Raw genomic sequence first — 16604 nt, forward strand, 5'->3', positions numbered from 1 at the left:
ATATGCAGTTCGAATACTTCATAGCAAAGAAAATATATGGTGGAAAGCAGGACGGGAAGAATGTTTCTCGTCCTGCAATCCGTATTGCCACCATCGGAATAACGCTCGGATTGGCGGTGATGATTGTGGCGGTGTCGGTTGTCGTGGGCTTTAAGCAGGATATTCGCGACAAGGTTATCGGTTTCACATCTGAGGTGAGGATAAGCAATGCGTCCGACCAGCGTTCGGTTAAGGAATACAACATCCAGTTTCACGACAGTCTGAAGAAGGTTGTTGAGAGTGTGCCTGAAGTTGCGCATTATCAGCGATATTCGCAGAAAAACGGAATGATTAAGACTAACGACAACTTTCAGGGCATGGTTCTGAAGGGAGTGGGGCAGGAGTATGACATGTCGTTCTACCGTTCGCACTTGGTGGCAGGCAAGGTTCCAGATTTCTCCGATAAGGAGTCGAGCAAGCAGATTCTTATCTCGCAGTCTATGTGCGATATGCTCGGTCTGAAGCTTGGCGACAAGGTTTACACATATTACATCGAAGACAATATCCGCGTGCGCCGATTTCAGATTGCCGGAATCTTCGAGACGCATCTGTCTGAATATGACAAAAACTTCGTTTTGACCGATATCTACACCGTTAACCAACTGAACAAGTGGAACGATGACCAGTGTTCGGGAGTTGAGATAAGCCTGAAGGATTTCTCGATGCTGAACACCGGCTGCACTCACTTGCGAAAGAAGATAAACGCGCGGTCGGACAATTATGGCAACTATTACTCGGTAAGCAAGATAACCGAACTTACTCCGCAGATTTTTGCGTGGCTCGGTCTGCTCGACATGAACGTGTGGATAATCCTCGGATTGATGCTTGCCGTGGCTGCCTTCTCGATGGTCAGCGGTCTGCTTATCATCATTCTTGAGCGCACCAACATGATTGGAATTCTTAAGGCTTTGGGAGCGTCGAATACTCAGATGCGCAAGGTCTTTCTGCATTTCTCGGTCTTCGTTATCGGCAAGGGTATGATTTTCGGAAACGTGATTGGGCTCGGCATCTGTCTTATTCAGAAATACACGGGTCTGATTCATCTGAATCCGCAGAACTATTATGTTGACAGCGTGCCTATTATCATGAATATCCCGCTGATTTTGCTGTTGAATGTTGGAACGTTCGTCATCTCGATGGTTGTGCTGATTGCTCCGTCGTATATGGTTTCGAGAATTTTGCCGGCAAAGAGTATTAGGTTTGAATAATTCTTTCAAAATAAGAATGTAGTTGGAGTTGAAATTTTGTTCGTTACGATTGAAGTTAATTTGGATAAATATCGTAACGCAAAGCAGAAGATAAAACGGATTTTCGGCTTCAAATAAAAAACGATGGAAATGCAGATTCGCGTTTCCATCGTTTTTTATATTGGTATCTTTTTTCTACTTTTCTGTGATATGCAGAAAACGAGTGATAGCGTGCGATAGCGTTCGGTTTTTGTTATCGATGAAAGCATCGAGGATGCGCGTCTTCTCGTTTAGCGGAACAACATCGTAGTCGGCAATTGCGGCAGGAATCAGACAACTGTTGCCTTCCTTCAGCAGAATCTGGTCGCCTGTAGAGCGTATGTTAATGTGGCAGTCGCCCTCGATGCACATGCAGATGATAAAGCTGTCGTACTTTATCAGATTGCGGTGGAACGAGCGGCTCAGTTCAGTTACTCTCACGCTGAAATAAGGCGACTCGATAACTCTGTTTGCCCTTTCCTCTTGTGTGGCGTATTGCGTGCGGTATTCGTCCTCAACGTGGAAGTTGAGCGCGTCGGCAGCAAGTTCGGTGTGCAGTTCGCGAGGCTTTCCGTCCATGCCCGGGCGGTTGTAGTCGAAGATGCGGTATGTCACGTCGCTCGACTGCTGAACCTCGGCAAGCAAGATGCCTCCGCAAATGGCGTGTATTCTTCCGGCAGGAAGATAGAACACGTCGCCCGGCTTTACAAAATGCTTTGCGATTACATCGGTTATCGTTCCGTCGGCAATGCGCTTTTTGTATTCCTCTTTCGTTATGTTATCCTTGAATCCGGCATACAGATAACTTCCCGGCTTGGCATCGATGACGTACCACATCTCGGTCTTGCCGAATTTGTTGTGTATGCGTTGTGCCATCTCGTCGTTAGGGTGAACCTGAATGCTCAAGTCTTTCTCTGCATCGATGAATTTTACGAGCAGGGGCATCTTATTGCCGTATTTTTCGGCCATGGCATTGCCCAGAATCTCGGCAGGCATCTGCTCGATGATGTCCGTCAGTTTCTTTCCTTTGTAAATTCCGTTGCTTATTATACTCGTACTGCTTGGTATCGCGCTGATTTCCCAGCTCTCGCCAATAGGCTCGTCTTTCTCGGGGATTCCCTTGTATGGGCAGATGCGCTTGCCGCCCCAGACTACGCTGTGAAGGTTCGGCTCGAAAAGCAGTGGGTATAATGATTGTGCCATGTATTGAAAAGATATTTTCTACAAAAATAGTAAAAAGTTTATAAAACAGGTTGGTTTTTGTGCAAACAAAAATAACTTCTCATGATGTCGTTATTACATACAGAGAAGTTATTTTGTGATTCCGCTGCGATTCGAACGCAGGACCCACGCCTTAGAAGGGCGTTGCTCTATCCAGCTGAGCTACGGAACCATCCTTAAAACTGCGTGCAAAGATAATGCTTTCTTGCGAACTGACCAAATTTTCAGAGCAGTTTTTTTATTTCAACTTGTTTGTTGCCGAGTCTGGGAACACAACTGTTGGCTTGAAAGTCTTTGCTTCCTCAAAGTCCATATATGCATAAGCAATGATGATGACGATGTCGCCAACCTGCACTTTGCGGGCAGCTGCTCCGTTCAGACAGATGCAGCCCGAGCCGCGCTCGCCCTTGATGATGTATGTCTCAAAGCGCTCGCCGTTGTTGTTGTCTACAATCTGAACCTTCTGACCTGCAATCATGCCGGCAGCGTCCATCAAGTCCTCATCGATGGTAATGCTGCCCATATAATTAAGGTTTGCCTCAGTTACTCTGACACAGTGTAGTTTTGATTTCAGTACTTCAATCAACATATTTCGTTATGCTTTATATTTAATATTGTCGATAAGACGTATTGGAGTGTCGCCGCAATAAACGGTGATACAGCCTACGATATAGTCAGAATCGTCCCAAGAGTTGAGGCTCTTCAGGCTTGTTCCGTCAACAATCTCGTAATATTCAACCTCAAGTTTGTCGATGGCGTTAATCGTGCTGATGACAAACTGCTTTGTCTCCTCGAGAGTGTGAGACTTTGCATATTCCTGGCTCTCGAACAGAGTGCGAGAGATGTTTACAGCAATCTTGCGCTCCTCGGCGGTGAGCAGAGTGTTGCGGCTGCTGAGTGCAAGTCCGTCAGCCTCGCGTACGATAGGGCATGGGCAGATTTCGAGATTGAACTTCTGGTCGGCAACCATCGCTCTGATTACGGCAATCTGCTGGAAGTCCTTCTCGCCAAAGTATGCGCGGTCTGGCTCAACCATCATAAACAGTTTGCTTACAATCTGACACACGCCGTTGAAGTGTCCCGGACGGCGCGCTCCCTCCATAACCGTGTCGACAGGAGGGTAACTGAATGAACGAGTGTCTGGCTCCGGATAAATCTCCTCTACTGACGGAGCAAAAACGTATGTTGCACCAAGTGATTCGAGCAGTTTGCAGTCTGCCTCGAGTGTGCGCGGATAATTCTTCAAATCGTTTTTGTCGTTAAACTGGGTTGGATTGACAAAAACGCTAACAACAGTGGCGTCATTCTCTGATACCGAACGCTTTACAAGCGATGCATGTCCCTGATGCAGAGCACCCATAGTAGGCACCAAGCCTATCTTTTTACCTTGCTTTCTAATCTCTGAAAGTTCGGATTTTAAGTCCTTTACAGTATTTATAACCTTCATTCTTAAAACGGAATTTAAAAGTCCGATGTTGAAAAACTCTGCAAAATAAGTTATATTTTATGAGATAAAGAAAGAAAATATAAAAAATATGCATTTTTTTTGAAAAAGGACATCTCATGAGTTGTAATGGATAAAAGGGACTTTTCGGGTTGTTTCTGTACCCTTTGCAAGGCCTTTTGTTGCTGTTTGTGTGCAAAAAGTTCGGAGTCGCCGAATAAAATCGTAATTATGCCGTTTGATAATGTAAAGTTTGCACAGCCGCTGCATGGTATGTTTCGGACTGTTATGTATAAAAATTAAGATGTGAAATTTGCTCATATCAAAATATTTTTTTATATCTTTGCAAACTGAAAATATAGTACATCCAAAAAATGGCAAAAAAAGTTTTATTCGTAACACAGGAAATCACACCATACGTTCCAGAAACGGCTATGTCGCTTGTTGGACGATATCTCCCTCAAGCTATACAAGAGGATAGTCATGAAATTAGAACTTTTATGCCAAGGTGGGGCAACATCAATGAACGCCGAAACCAGCTTCATGAGGTTATCCGACTTTCGGGCATGAACTTGATTATCGATGATACAGACCATCCGCTGATAATCAAGGTTGCCTCTATTCAGGCTGCCCGAATGCAGGTGTATTTCATCGATAACGACGATTACTTTACAAAGCGCCTGATGGGTTTCGACGAGGACGGAAAGGAGTACGAAGACAACGGTGAGCGTGCTGTGTTCTATGCCCGTGGCGTTCTCGAAACAGTTAAGAAACTGCGTTGGTGTCCCGAGGTTGTACACTGCCATGGATGGGTGAGTGCCTTTGCGCCAATCTATATAAAGAAAACGTTCTGCGACGAACCGTCGTTCAGCGAGTCGAAAATCGTCTTCTCTGTCTATGACGATGACATGGAACATGCTTTCGGCGACAACTTCAAGAACATGATAGTCTTCAAGAATATTCCAGCCGAAATTCTTGCCGACTATAACGATAACTTTACGTATCTCGACCTCTACAAAATTGCGTTCGACTATAGCGATGCCATCATCGAGGCATCTCCAAACATACGTCCTGAGATAAAGGAACTCATTGCTGCATCGGGCAAGCCGGTGCTTGCCTATGCCGACAGAGACAACGAGCAGATGGCTAAGGACTATGGCGCATTCTATGACGAGGTTTACGATAAATAAAAGCATTTAACTCTAAACCATTAATTATAAAAAAATGAAATTACGACTGTTGATGGCGGCAGCCATTGCTGCTCTTGCTATGTCGTGTAGTGAGGATGAACTTGATATGGGCGTCGGCCTGATGCCTATCGAAGACGGGGTAACAAGTACTTCAGAAACCTATAATGTATCGACAAACTCATACAAGGTAGACGGAAATGAGATAGTGTCGCGTTCGAGCATGTGTCACATAGGACAGTTTACCGAGCCTGAGACAAACACTTCGCTCAAGTCGGAGTTTCTTGCGCAGTTTCACTGCTTAGATAACTTCTCGATGCCAGAGAAGAGTTCGCTCGTTACTGGCGAGGCTCTCCAGACCGAGGTGCTTCTGTTCTATTCGGGCTATGTTGGCGACTCGCTTAATGCCAATAAATTGGCTGTATATCCTGTAAAACAGGGAGTTGACTTTACTTCGGCCGATACTTATTCAAGCGGTGTTAGTCTGGAAGACTATTACGACAGTTCGGCAAAGCCTTTCGCCGTTAAGAACTATTCGGCTGCCGACAGAGTGAAGACCGATTCTGTAAAGTCGCAGAGCGATTTCTATCCGAACATTCAGGTTATGCTTCCGAACTCTTTCGGAACAAAACTGATGAACGAGTATTATCGCGACCCAAGTCAGTTTGCAAACAGTGCGGCATTCATCAAGAATGTTCTTCCAGGCTTCGTGTTTAAGCATGAGAGTGGCGACGGAACGATAATGAATATCGATGTTGCGCAGATAAACGTATACTTCAAGTATTACCTTGAAAGAAAGAGTACGGGCATTGTCGATTCGCTTGCAACAGGTGTCATCTCGTTTGCTTCTACCGAGGAGGTTATGCAGGTTTCAACCGTCAATCACAAGAATATCGACAATTTAGTGAACGACGAGAGTTGCACTTATCTGAAGACTCCAGCCGGAATCTTTACCGAGGTTAAGTTGCCGATGGACGAAATTCTGAACAGTTCTCATGCAAACGATACAATCAATACTGCTCGAATAATCTTTACAAGATATAACTCTGAAAACGAGAGCGAGGTTACGGTCGGCGCGCCAAAGACGCTGCTGCTTATCCGAAAGCCTGAGTGGAAGAAGTTCTTCAGCGGCTCGTATGTGCCAAACGAGGTTTCTTCGTTCCTTGCAACGCTGAGCACTTCGACAAACACTTATACGTTCAGTAACATTGCCAAACTGTTGTCTTACAACCGTTATCTCCGAAATTCGGGTGCAACTGGCGATGAGACAGGCAAGACGGTTCCTACCGCAGAGCAGTTGGAGAAGTGGTACAAGGAAAATCCTGATTGGGACAAGGTTCTGCTGATTCCTGTAGAGACAACCACTACATCTTCGTCTTCTTATTATTATGGTACAAGCACGACGGTTGTTGGTGTGAACCACGACTTCAGTTTATCGAGCACTAAACTTGTAGGCGGTAAGGATAATCCGGTTGAACTGAAGATTATTTACAGTAAGTTCTATGACGGAAAGAAGTAATTTTCATCCTTTAGATTAAACGATATTTTGATACTTTGAGGTGTAGATTCTGAATGGATTTACACCTCTTTTTTGTGCGTTTTAGGCGTGTTCTTGTTTGCTGGACTGTTTACGGTAAGTTTGACAACAGAAGATCTTGCTGCGGCGTTTATATGGTTTCTTCTGATAGGTAATTTGCCAAAGATGTGTAGAAAAAACAAAAAGGCCGAATGGAGATTCGACCTTTTGTTTTGATATCGTGTTGTGATTTTACTTCACCTTCTCATATTCGAGCGAAGCCATGATGAATGGACCGATAGCCTTTCCTTCGTTGCTTACCTTCTTGATGTCCGAACCGCAGAGATAGTAGTCTGCCGTTCCGTCGCGCGAAGGGTCTTTTGCAGGACCTAAGCCTGCGCTTCGGCAAGTTGATGTGAGGTTAATCGTTCCGTCGTTGTTCTTTGTTATAAACTGCTCAATCAGACCGTTGTAAGCCTTCTTTCCGACATTGAGATACTTGTTTGGCAGAACGCCGATACGCACGCCTTTAAGATATGCATATGTGAACATGCTCGATGCCGAAGCCTCAAGATAGTTGTGTTCGCCGCACTTGCTTTTGAAAGTGCTGTCGTACTGCAAAAGTTGATACCATACTCCGCTCTTGTCCTGCCATCTTTCAAGACCAGATGCAACCTGCTTTGTGATTTTCACGAGAGTTTTGTAATCCTTGTGATTCTTTGGCATATATTCGAGCACATCAACGAGTGCAGCGAAGAACCAGCCCATTCCTCTTCCCCAGAATTCCTGAGAGCAGCCCTTGAACTCGCCGTCCTTGCGTGCCCAAAACGAGTTTGCATCCTCTGGAGTGTACGACCATGCGTGATAGTTCAGTCCCTTGTGCTTGTCGTAAGTGTGCTTGTTTACGGTTATGAATTGATGTGCTATGTCGCTCCACGAATCTGTGTTCTGCGGGTCGAAGTTGTGCAGATATTCAGCATAGAACGCCGCGCCCATATACAAGCCGTCGAGCCACATCTGGTTAGGGTAGATTGCCTTATGGAAGAAGCAGCCCTTTGCGTCGCCGTCCTGAATGCGCGGATATTCGTTCTTCAGATAGTTGTGCAGAAAATCGGCGGCATTCTTGTACTTCTGTGCGCTGCTTGAACCGAAGATTTCCTCGCGCAACTTCTCTCTGCGATAAAGGTAGAAGAGAACCTTTCCTGAAGCGATGTTGTCGATGTTGCCTTTCTTGAAGTTCTTGAACGAGCCGTCCTCGTTAAGAGCCGTGTTTGCGTAGTTTTCGGCAAACTCATAGCTTTTGTTTGTCCATTCGGCTGTAGGATTTTGTTCGTAGGCTTTCAGAAGCGAGAAAGCTACAAGACCGTTTACATAATCCCAGTTTTTTCCTTTAGTCCAGTTAGCGCCCTGCGATTCAATCATCGCCTTGGCATAAGTTTCCTGTGCTGTGGCTGTGTGCGTAAACAAAAAAGCACTCGCCAAAAGTGTCATGAGTATTTTTTTCATCTGATTTAATTGAAAATTCGCGGTCAAATATACGAATTAAATTTGTATTGGCAAAATTTCGGGTATCAAACGAAAAAAGATAAGGTAACTCAAATTGTGTTGAGACCTTATCTTTTTCTTTTCGCAATATTTATCTGTTCTATTAGAATTTGTACTTCAAGTTGAAAATTATCTGGTATGTTGATTTCAGATCTTCGTACTTGCTGAACGTCTTCTTGTTCTCGGTGTTGAACGTGTATGCGTTGCTATCCTTGTGGTATGACAGCGGATTTGTTGTGTTCACAACCATGTAGTTGCCCCACTTGCTGCAAATAAGGTTTGTGACGTTGATGATGTCGAGACCGAACTCGAAGCACTGAGGACGCTTCTTTATCGAGAAGTTGTATTCCTCGTTTATGTGTATGTCGAACTGGTGATGCCAAGGCATTACCGCTCCGTTGCGCTTTGCATACTCGCCCTTGTGCTTGCTGAGGTACGAATCCTGCTCTACGAAGTTCCAGAAAGCCTCGCGCTGCTGCTCGGCAGAAACGTTGCTGTTGGCAATGAATGTCAGTTCGTCTTTTGTTGCCGGAATGTACATAAGGTTGCTCGATGCTCTGTCGTTCACGAAGTTGTCGTTAAGAAGATAAGAGTAGCGCGATGCCATGTAAAATCCCGAACCGTCGTTAAAGAATCCAAGTTGCGAACCGTCGTAGATAAGGTTGATGTGCGTTCCCCAAGTCTCGCGCTTGCCGTAGTAGAACTTGTATCCTACGTTAGCCAGAACGCGGTAAGGGCTTATGTAGTTTGCATATCCAAGTTCGTGCTCATTTACGCCGTTTACCGATGGCGCTCCGAAGTTGTAGAGGGCAGAGAGCTGAGTGCTGCTACCGTCGTTTATAATCTTGGCATTTGAGTATGTAAAGTTAACGCTCGCATCAAAGTTCTTGTTGAATTCCTTCTTTACGTTGAGGTTTATAGATGTGTAGTACGAGCCGCTTCCTGCATTTGTAAGATAGAAGCAGTTTTCTTTCTGATAAGCATCGTACACCTTTCTCACATCGTTCTTCGACAACTGAATTGTCTTCTTTCCGTCGTAGTAGATTGTCTTGTTGTCGGCTACGAGAGGCTTGTAGTCCTTCTTGTAGATACCTTCAATCGAAATTTCGAAGTTGTGTGGCAACTTGAAGTCTACTGCCAATGAAGATTTTCAACTGTAAGGCGCAACAAGATTCTTGTCTATTACGCAAGTGTTCTCGCTTGCCTTTGGCTCTGCGTCGAATGCACTAGGGTCGGCTTTTTTCAGAATACCGAGAATTTCATTGTAAACGCTCTGGTTTGTTTCGAATCTCGGGAATGTTATGCCGTTTGGAACATCGTCGCCCCACTTAGTGTAGATAGTCTGCGAAACATTGCTGTTGTTAGGCTGTGATGCAAGCCATACGTTCGGGATTCGTGAAAAGAATATGCCCGTACCGCCTCGCAGAATTATCTTACGGTCGCCGGTGATGTCCCAGTTGAATCCGATTCGCGGACTGAAGTTCAGAGCCATGCTCGGAGTGTAGTCGGTTTTGTAATGCTCGCCGCCAAAGTTTAATTTTTCGTACTCCTTGTTGCTTGCTACCGACATTCCATAGTAAAGGTATTTGTCGAGACGCAGACCTGCCGTAACCTTGAAATTAGGGTTAACGTTGAACTGGTCTTGTGCAAAAACGCTCATCTGAAGATAGTCGAAACCAGATGACGGCAGTTTGCTGCTTCCGTCATTGGCAAATGCAAATCCGAATGCGGCTGGCGTGTCTACACGTTTTTGGAAGTCGTCCATTGAGTTATATACGTAGAATCCGTTGCCAAACTGATGGAAATCGTTCTCGATATTTGCGTATTCGGCTGATAGACCGAAGATTAACTTATGCTTCTTTACAGAGAGACTGAACTCGTCGGTTATGTTGTGAATCCATACCTTGCTCGCATTCTGATATGTATATTTGTCCGTTCCGAGGCTTATGTAAGAAGCGCCGTCCTTCAGAATGTCGACGCATGGGAAGAGGGCTCCGATGCTAACGCGCGGCTCATTCTGATACGAATTTGTATATCGCAGCAAGTTGTTTATTGTCTTGCTGTCGTTCTGGCTTTTCAGCTCGGTTGATATGGTTGAGTATATTTTTTTCGTATAGAAACAACTGTTTTCGTAATACATACTGTATTTTGAAGAGCTGCGCTGTCCTGCCGGAATGTCGCCGAAGTTGTCCGTTCCACCCGGATAGAGTGCATTCTTTTCGAATGGAGAAACAGATGAAGCCGGCTCTTGCGTGTTCGATCTGGTACGCGAGAGTGTGTAGCGGAAGTTCAGACTATGACGCTCGTTAATGTTCCAGTCCAGTCGGGCAAGCAGTCTGTAGTCGGGCCATCTAAAGTTGTATCCCTGATATTTGCCTGTAGAATAACCGTGCTTTTGTGCCAGACATTCTGAAATTTCGTCCAAATCAGCCTTTGTTGTGCGGTGAATATTGTGCTCGCCGTAAGGCTCATTCTCGTTGTCTCTTGCCAGGGCTTGCGGACCGCTTATTGTCTTTCTTTCGTATTCAAAATTAGCAAAATAGAAGAGTTTATCCTTTACAATAGGGCCACCAATTGTGAATCCGACGATGTTCTTAACCTCGTGGTTTCGCTGTACGGTTGCACTTCCAACCTTGTTACCCTTCAGATTTTCGTTGGTGAGGTAGGCATATACGCTTCCACGGTGCTCGTTTGTACCGCTCTTTGTGATGGCGTTTACCTGCGAGCCTGTAAATCCGCTCTGGCGAACGTCGAAAGGCACAAGTTGTACGCTAATCTGGTCGATGGCATCGAGGGCGATAGGTGCGCCGTTTGCCGGAAGGTTTCCGTTAAGTCCGAACACATCGTTGAAGCCTGCGCCGTCGATAGTTATGTACGACTGACGGTAGTTACCACCACCTATAGATAGATTTAAGTCGTACAAGCCGCTCTGAGGCGTGAGCACGATAACGTCGTTCATGCTGTGGCTTATGGTTGGCGTTGTTTCGATAACTCGCGAAGTAAACTGTCTGTTTATGCCGTTCTGGTCGATACGCATGTTGTTGTACGCATCGGCTGTTACCGTGAGTTCGTTGATTTTCAGTTCCTTCTCGTCGAGGAAGACATCGAACATAAGGTCGCGTCCCACTCTCAGATAAATCTGTTCGAATTTCTCGGGATAGTGGTCTTTGTATGTAACGTAGAGTTTATAAGGACCGCCAGCCTTAAGGTTATTGAGGTAATAGTTTCCGCTTGCGTTTGTAACTGTTCCGTAGCGTGTGTTTGTAGGCACGTGAATAGCCAGTACCTCTGCTCCCGCAAGGCTGAAATATGTATCCATTACGTGTCCGCTAATAGATGCTGTTGTTACTTGTGCTTTTATAGATGCAGGTAACAATAATACTAAAATTAAAGCTAAAGTTCTTAAAGTTCTTAGTGCTTTCATTGAATTTTCGGCTATTGATTTGGTGCAAATATAAATAAAAAAACAGAAAAGTTGTAAATCTTTAAAATAAAATTTTGCTTTTCATAATATTTTTACTTAAAAAATCTTAAAAACTATGATAACATCGTGTCAAAGTGTAATACAAAACGAGAAAATTATTATTGTATTTTTTTTGAAATACTGAAGTTGGAAGTTTGATTGTCGTATTATTGTGATAATTGCTTACAAAAAGAAATCTACTGACTTTCTTTTGTTTAAGAATTGCCAGTAGATTTTTCTTTTTTCAGATGTTAATATCGTTGTAAACGTATCTCTTGATATTCTTTTTGGCTGTTTTCTGAAACTCTTCGGGCCAGAGTTTGAACTTGGCAATCTGCGAATATGCTGGTAGTTCCTTGTTTAGTTCCTTAATGGTTGAGTCGAGGATTGCTGTGATGTTGCTACGGTCGCCGATGTCCGAAAGGTCGGGGTGGATAAGTGCAACGAGTTTGCTGTTGTTCATTATCACCACGCTCTCGTTTACGCCTGGCATGTTGTTCAGTTTCGACTCTATTTCTTCGGGATAGATGTTCTGTCCGCTTGCCGAGAGAAGCATGTTCTTTGAGCGACCTTTTATATATACATATCCGTCACTGTCGATGGTTGCCATGTCGCCCGTGCAGAGCCATTCTCCGTCCATCACCTTGTCGGTTGCAGCCTTGTCTTTGTAGTAGCCAAGCATCACGTTCTCGCCGCGCACCCACATCTCGCCCGGAATGTTGTGAGGGTCTTTCGAGTCAATTCTCACCTCCATGCGGTCTACCACCTTTCCGCAACTGCGGTAGCGTGTTTCTGAGCAATGGTCGTTGCAAATCATAGGGCCGCACTCGGTCATGCCGTAGGCTATGGTGTAAGGGAACTTTATCTGGTCGAGGAACTTCTCAACTTCGGCGTTGAAAGGTGCTCCGCCAATGCAAACCTGCATCAGGTTGTTGCCGAAGATGTTCATTGCCTCGTTCTTTGCCTTAGCCTTTATCTTTTCGCTGGTGAGAGGGAAGCGCAGAAGGATTTTTCCGAGTTTGTTGTCTACCTTCGGAATAACCATCGTCTTGAAAATCTTCTCGATTACGAGAGGCACGCAGGCGATTACCTTCGGCTTTATTTCGGCAGCCGATGTGGCTATTACTTTTGGCGAAGGCATTCTGTTCAGGAACCATAGGTGCACACCGTGAGTCATTCCGTAGAGGAAGTCGAAAGTCAGACCGAAGACGTGGCCCATAGGAAGGACTGAAACAACGTCGTCGCCCGGCTTGAGGTTCATCTTGCGATGGATGTGCTCAATGTTCGACATCAGACTTCTGTAAGGCAGCATTACACCTTTCGAATATCCTGTTGTGCCCGATGTGTAGTTGATGACCGCCAGAGCATCAGGCTCGCAGGCTTCGTAGTGAACGTGCTCCTTGCGGAAATATTTTGGATATTTCTTTCCGAACATCTCGTTAAGATGGTTGCAGGCATAGGTAAGTTTCTCGTCGCGCGAGAGGATTATGTCAAGTTCGTCGATAACCACAATGCCGCGGAGGTCGGGCATGCTCTGCTCGTTAAGATTCTCCCACACCATAGAGCCCACGAACAGCATTTTTGCCTCGCTGTGGTTTACGATGTTATGTATGTTGTCGGGCTTGAATTCGTGCAGGATTGGTACTGCAACCGCGCCGTATGTAATAACGGCAAGGAACGTAACGCACCAGTTGGCGTGGTTTCGTCCACAGATGGCGATTTTGTCGCCTTTTTTGATGCCAGCCTCTGCAAAAACGATGTGAATCTTTTCGATTCTGCGGGCTACATCCTTATATTGTAAGGTTGATCCCTTATAGTTGGTCAGAGCTTTTAAATCCCAGTTTTCTTGGATACTTTTCTCAATCAGTTTAATTAAATTATTGTCCATGTTTTGATGTATGGTATGCACAATCTTTTGTTTTTTGTGCACAAAAATAGTGAATAAGTGTAATACGGACGGCAAAGATATCTCTTTTTAAGAAATTTTAACAATTTTCATCGCTAAAAGTGTGTATCTTTGCAGCGAAATTTTATTAAGGAGTAAAAAATATGCAAAGTAACAAGCCGCTGGCTTCGCTTTTCGATCTTGATGGAGTAGTTCTCGACACCGAAGGACAGTATTCCGTTTTTTGGGGTGGTGTAGGAAGAAAATATACCGATATTGTAGATTTTGAACACAAGATTAAGGGCATGACCCTGACGCAGATTCTTGACGGAAATTTCAGCGACGAGAACCTGAAGAAAGAAATCGTTGCCCAGCTCATCGAGTTCGAGAAGAACATGGATTTTCCGTATATCAACGGCGTTGAACAATATATAAAGGAGATTAAGCAGAAGGGCGTGAAACTTGCCGTGGTTACAAGTTCCGACAAGTCGAAGATGGAGAGCGTGTACCGAACGCATCCCGAACTGATGCAATACTTCGACCGTATTCTGGTGGCCGAGGACTTTGCGCGCAGTAAACCGTTTCCCGACTGTTATCTTCTGGGCGCATCGGTCTTCGATACGGTTATCGAAAACTGCGTTGTATACGAAGATAGCGTAAACGGACTGAAGGCCGGAAAGAGTGCCAACATGAAGGTTGTCGGACTCAGCACCACTAATCCGACAGAGGTCGTTGCGCCGCTGTCTGACATTGTGATTCCCGATTTCGCGGACTTCACTTACGAGAAAATGATTGAACTTATCAAATAAAAAACATTTTAACAAGGAGGAAAAAGGTTATGTCTGGATATTTGGTTTCAGATACAAGAAAGGTTACAACTCTCCGCTTGAAGGAGATGAAAGAGAAAGGCGAGAAGATTGCAATGCTTACATCTTACGACTACACAATGGCTAAATTGGTAGATGCGGCAGGTGTTGATTGCATTTTGATTGGCGATTCGGCTTCGAACGTAATGGCCGGAAACACTACTACAGTTCCGATGACTATCGACCAGATGATTTATCATTCGCGCTCGGTTGCGCGCGGTGTTAAGCGCGCACTTGTTCTGTGCGACATGCCGTTCGGAACATATCAGGTAAACGCTACCGAGGCTGTGAAAAACGCTATACGCATTATGCAAGAGAGCGGATGCGATGCGCTGAAACTTGAGGGCGGCGTTGAAATTATCGATGCCGTTAAGAAGATTATCGGCGCAGGAATTCCAATCTGCGGACACCTCGGACTCACTCCACAGAGCATCAACAAGTTCGGAACATACAGCGTCCGTGCAAAGGACGAGGCTGAGGCTCAGAAACTTATCTCTGATGCCAAACTGCTCGAAGAGGCTGGCTGCTTTGCCGTCGTTCTCGAAAAGATTCCGGCAAAACTTGCAAAGCAGGTTTCCGAATCACTCTCAATCCCTACAATTGGAATAGGCGCAGGCAATGTGTGCGACGGTCAGGTGCTGGTTGTAAACGACATGCTTGGCATGGACAAGGGCTTCTCTCCTAAGTTCCTGCGCAGATATGCCGACCTCAGCACCGTTATTACCGATGCCGTAGGTGCCTATGTTACCGACGTAAAGAACGTTGATTTTCCTAACGAAAACGAACAATACTAATTTCACTCAAAATAATTATAACCGATATGAATAAACTTATACTAAAAGGCGTGGCCATGCTGATGCTTGCCTTTGCATGCAGCGGCTCGGCTTTTGCCGGTGGTGATGATGCTTTTCCGCACAAAAAGGTAACCAAGAATGCAAAGTTCTTTGCCAAGGATGCCAAGTGGAAGAACAATTTCGGGGCACTTCCCGATAAAAGTGTTGACCTTCAGGAGTTCTACGAGCAGTATCAGATGGACCCTGAGCAGTTTGAGAAGGCTTTCGAGTGGCTTGCAACCCACAACCTCTACACAATCGAGGCTGGAAAGTACAAAATCGAGGGAACAGACCTTACCGTTTCGGTCGAGGACAGCGAGAACAAGCCTTTGAGCGAGCGTCGCTCTGAGAGCCACTACAAGCACATCGATTTTCAGTATGTTGTAAAGGGCACAGAAGGATTCCGTCTGCTTAACCATGTTACAAGTCAGCCAAACTGCAAGTACGATGCCAAGAAGGATGTTATCCACTACGATTTCGAATCGTCAGACCTCAAGGTAATCGAGAGTAAGCCTTTCCGTTTTATGCTCTTCATGCCAAACGACTGGCACATTGCCAAGGTGATGACCGACAAGGAAGACCAGAACATACGCGTAATTGTGATAAAACTGAAGTATCACGAAGTTTCGAACAGCGAAAATTAAAAATATTGCCATGAAATACCTGAATATTATTCTCGTTGCCACTCTTATGGTGGCGTGCAAGTCGAGCGAGCAGGCTTACCGCAACTCGTATCAGAAGATGGTTGGAGCCGAGGGCGCATCTGCCGCCAAGACCGAGACGGTGGTGATTACCAATGCCGATGCCGACGGAGTTAGGACGGAGCGCGTGAAACTTGTCGAGGGCGAAGGGCTGAAGGCTTACAGTATTGTGTGCGGCAGTTTTTCGCTGAAGGCAAACGCCGAGTATCTGATTGACGACCTGCGCAGCAAGGGGTATACGCCGCTGCTGGTTCAGACGCTCGACAATCAGAAAATGTTCAGGGTTGTGGCGCAGACGTTCGACAACAGGGCGAAGGCTCTCGAGGCTCGTCTTCAGTTGCAGAAAAAATATAAGGATGCGTGGATTCTGAATAAGCGTCCTTAATGTATTGCTGCGGATTAGGCAGAAAAACATTCGGGAAGTTGCATGCCATAGAGTGGGCTGCGGCTTCCCTATTTTCTTTTAGTGGAAGTCGGAAGTTGAAAGTTGAAAATTGAAAAAGGTAGAATTAACAATGGACAGTTGACAATTGACAAATAACAATTCATAATTCAAAATTGCCGAGGATTTGTAACGAACAATTTCGTCAGAAATTGTTCGTACGTCCAAGGTACGTCCAAGGTACGTCCAAGGTACGTCCAAGGTACGTCCAAGGTACGTCCAAGGTACGTCCAAGG

The 16604-nt window shown here is 45.3% G+C and carries 14 protein-coding genes and 1 tRNA gene; 7 read left to right on the top strand and 8 right to left on the bottom strand.

The window, feature by feature from the left end:
- The first annotated feature begins 2 nt into the window (after positions 1-2).
- Positions 3-1247, top strand: coding sequence for an ABC transporter permease (locus T538_RS0101640; protein WP_031531751.1), 1245 nt, complete (start codon positions 3-5; stop codon positions 1245-1247).
- 174 nt (positions 1248-1421) lie between these two features.
- On the opposite strand, the gene T538_RS0101645 is transcribed toward T538_RS0101640, so the two are convergent.
- The 4 genes from T538_RS0101645 to panC form a co-directional block, all read right to left on the bottom strand.
- A complete protein-coding gene (locus T538_RS0101645) occupies positions 1422-2468 on the bottom strand; it encodes a type I phosphomannose isomerase catalytic subunit (RefSeq protein WP_051655807.1) in 1047 nt (348 codons plus the stop codon).
- Positions 2469-2584: 116 nt separating this feature from the next.
- Positions 2585-2658 (bottom strand) — tRNA-Arg (locus T538_RS0101650).
- A gap of 66 nt (positions 2659-2724) precedes the next feature.
- Positions 2725-3075 (bottom strand): aspartate 1-decarboxylase, encoded by a 351-nt coding sequence (panD, locus tag T538_RS0101655; protein ID WP_031531753.1) that lies wholly within the window; start codon positions 3073-3075, stop codon positions 2725-2727.
- A gap of 6 nt (positions 3076-3081) precedes the next feature.
- On the bottom strand, positions 3082-3933 hold the full coding sequence (gene panC, locus T538_RS0101660) for a pantoate--beta-alanine ligase (protein ID WP_031531754.1): 852 nt from the start codon (positions 3931-3933) through the stop codon (positions 3082-3084).
- 371 nt (positions 3934-4304) lie between these two features.
- Here panC and T538_RS0101665 point away from each other — a divergent pair, with 371 nt between their 5' ends.
- Both T538_RS0101665 and T538_RS0101670 read left to right on the top strand, forming a co-directional pair.
- Positions 4305-5120: a glycogen/starch synthase gene (locus tag T538_RS0101665; RefSeq protein ID WP_031531755.1), complete on the top strand. Its 816-nt coding sequence runs from the start codon at positions 4305-4307 to the stop codon at positions 5118-5120.
- Between the two features lie 34 nt (positions 5121-5154).
- Positions 5155-6636 (top strand): DUF4270 domain-containing protein, encoded by a 1482-nt coding sequence (locus T538_RS0101670; protein ID WP_081834819.1) that lies wholly within the window; start codon positions 5155-5157, stop codon positions 6634-6636.
- 249 nt (positions 6637-6885) lie between these two features.
- On the opposite strand, the gene T538_RS0101680 is transcribed toward T538_RS0101670, so the two are convergent.
- From T538_RS0101680 to T538_RS0101690, 4 genes are all read right to left on the bottom strand, one after another.
- Entirely contained in the window at positions 6886-8139 is a 1254-nt protein-coding gene (locus T538_RS0101680; RefSeq protein WP_031531757.1) for a glycoside hydrolase family 88/105 protein, read from the bottom strand.
- A 142-nt stretch (positions 8140-8281) separates the two neighbouring features.
- Entirely contained in the window at positions 8282-9319 is a 1038-nt protein-coding gene (locus tag T538_RS17505; protein WP_051655808.1) for a hypothetical protein, read from the bottom strand.
- A 9-nt stretch (positions 9320-9328) separates the two neighbouring features.
- Positions 9329-11602 (bottom strand): TonB-dependent receptor, encoded by a 2274-nt coding sequence (locus T538_RS16910; protein ID WP_081836763.1) that lies wholly within the window; start codon positions 11600-11602, stop codon positions 9329-9331.
- 283 nt (positions 11603-11885) lie between these two features.
- On the bottom strand, positions 11886-13529 hold the full coding sequence (locus tag T538_RS0101690) for an AMP-binding protein (RefSeq protein WP_031531759.1): 1644 nt from the start codon (positions 13527-13529) through the stop codon (positions 11886-11888).
- A 161-nt stretch (positions 13530-13690) separates the two neighbouring features.
- Between T538_RS0101690 and T538_RS0101695 the strand changes: the two genes are divergently transcribed.
- Genes T538_RS0101695 through T538_RS0101710 form a run of 4 tightly spaced genes read left to right on the top strand, consistent with a single transcriptional unit; the run spans position 13691 to position 16311 of the window.
- On the top strand, positions 13691-14335 hold the full coding sequence (locus T538_RS0101695; protein ID WP_031531760.1) for an HAD family hydrolase: 645 nt from the start codon (positions 13691-13693) through the stop codon (positions 14333-14335).
- 29 nt (positions 14336-14364) lie between these two features.
- Positions 14365-15186 (top strand): 3-methyl-2-oxobutanoate hydroxymethyltransferase, encoded by an 822-nt coding sequence (panB, locus tag T538_RS0101700; RefSeq protein WP_031531761.1) that lies wholly within the window; start codon positions 14365-14367, stop codon positions 15184-15186.
- Positions 15187-15212: 26 nt separating this feature from the next.
- Positions 15213-15869 carry a NanQ anomerase/TabA/YiaL family protein gene (locus tag T538_RS0101705; protein WP_231497050.1) on the top strand — a complete coding sequence of 219 codons (657 nt, stop codon included), beginning with the start codon at positions 15213-15215 and terminating at the stop codon, positions 15867-15869.
- Between the two features lie 10 nt (positions 15870-15879).
- Positions 15880-16311, top strand: coding sequence for an SPOR domain-containing protein (locus tag T538_RS0101710; RefSeq protein WP_031531763.1), 432 nt, complete (start codon positions 15880-15882; stop codon positions 16309-16311).
- The last annotated feature ends 293 nt before the right edge of the window (positions 16312-16604 follow it).

Origin of the sequence: Bacteroides sp. Ga6A2 (genome assembly GCF_000702225.1) — a bacterium.
In the GTDB taxonomy this organism is placed as follows: Bacteria; Bacteroidota; Bacteroidia; order Bacteroidales; family Bacteroidaceae; genus Ga6A1.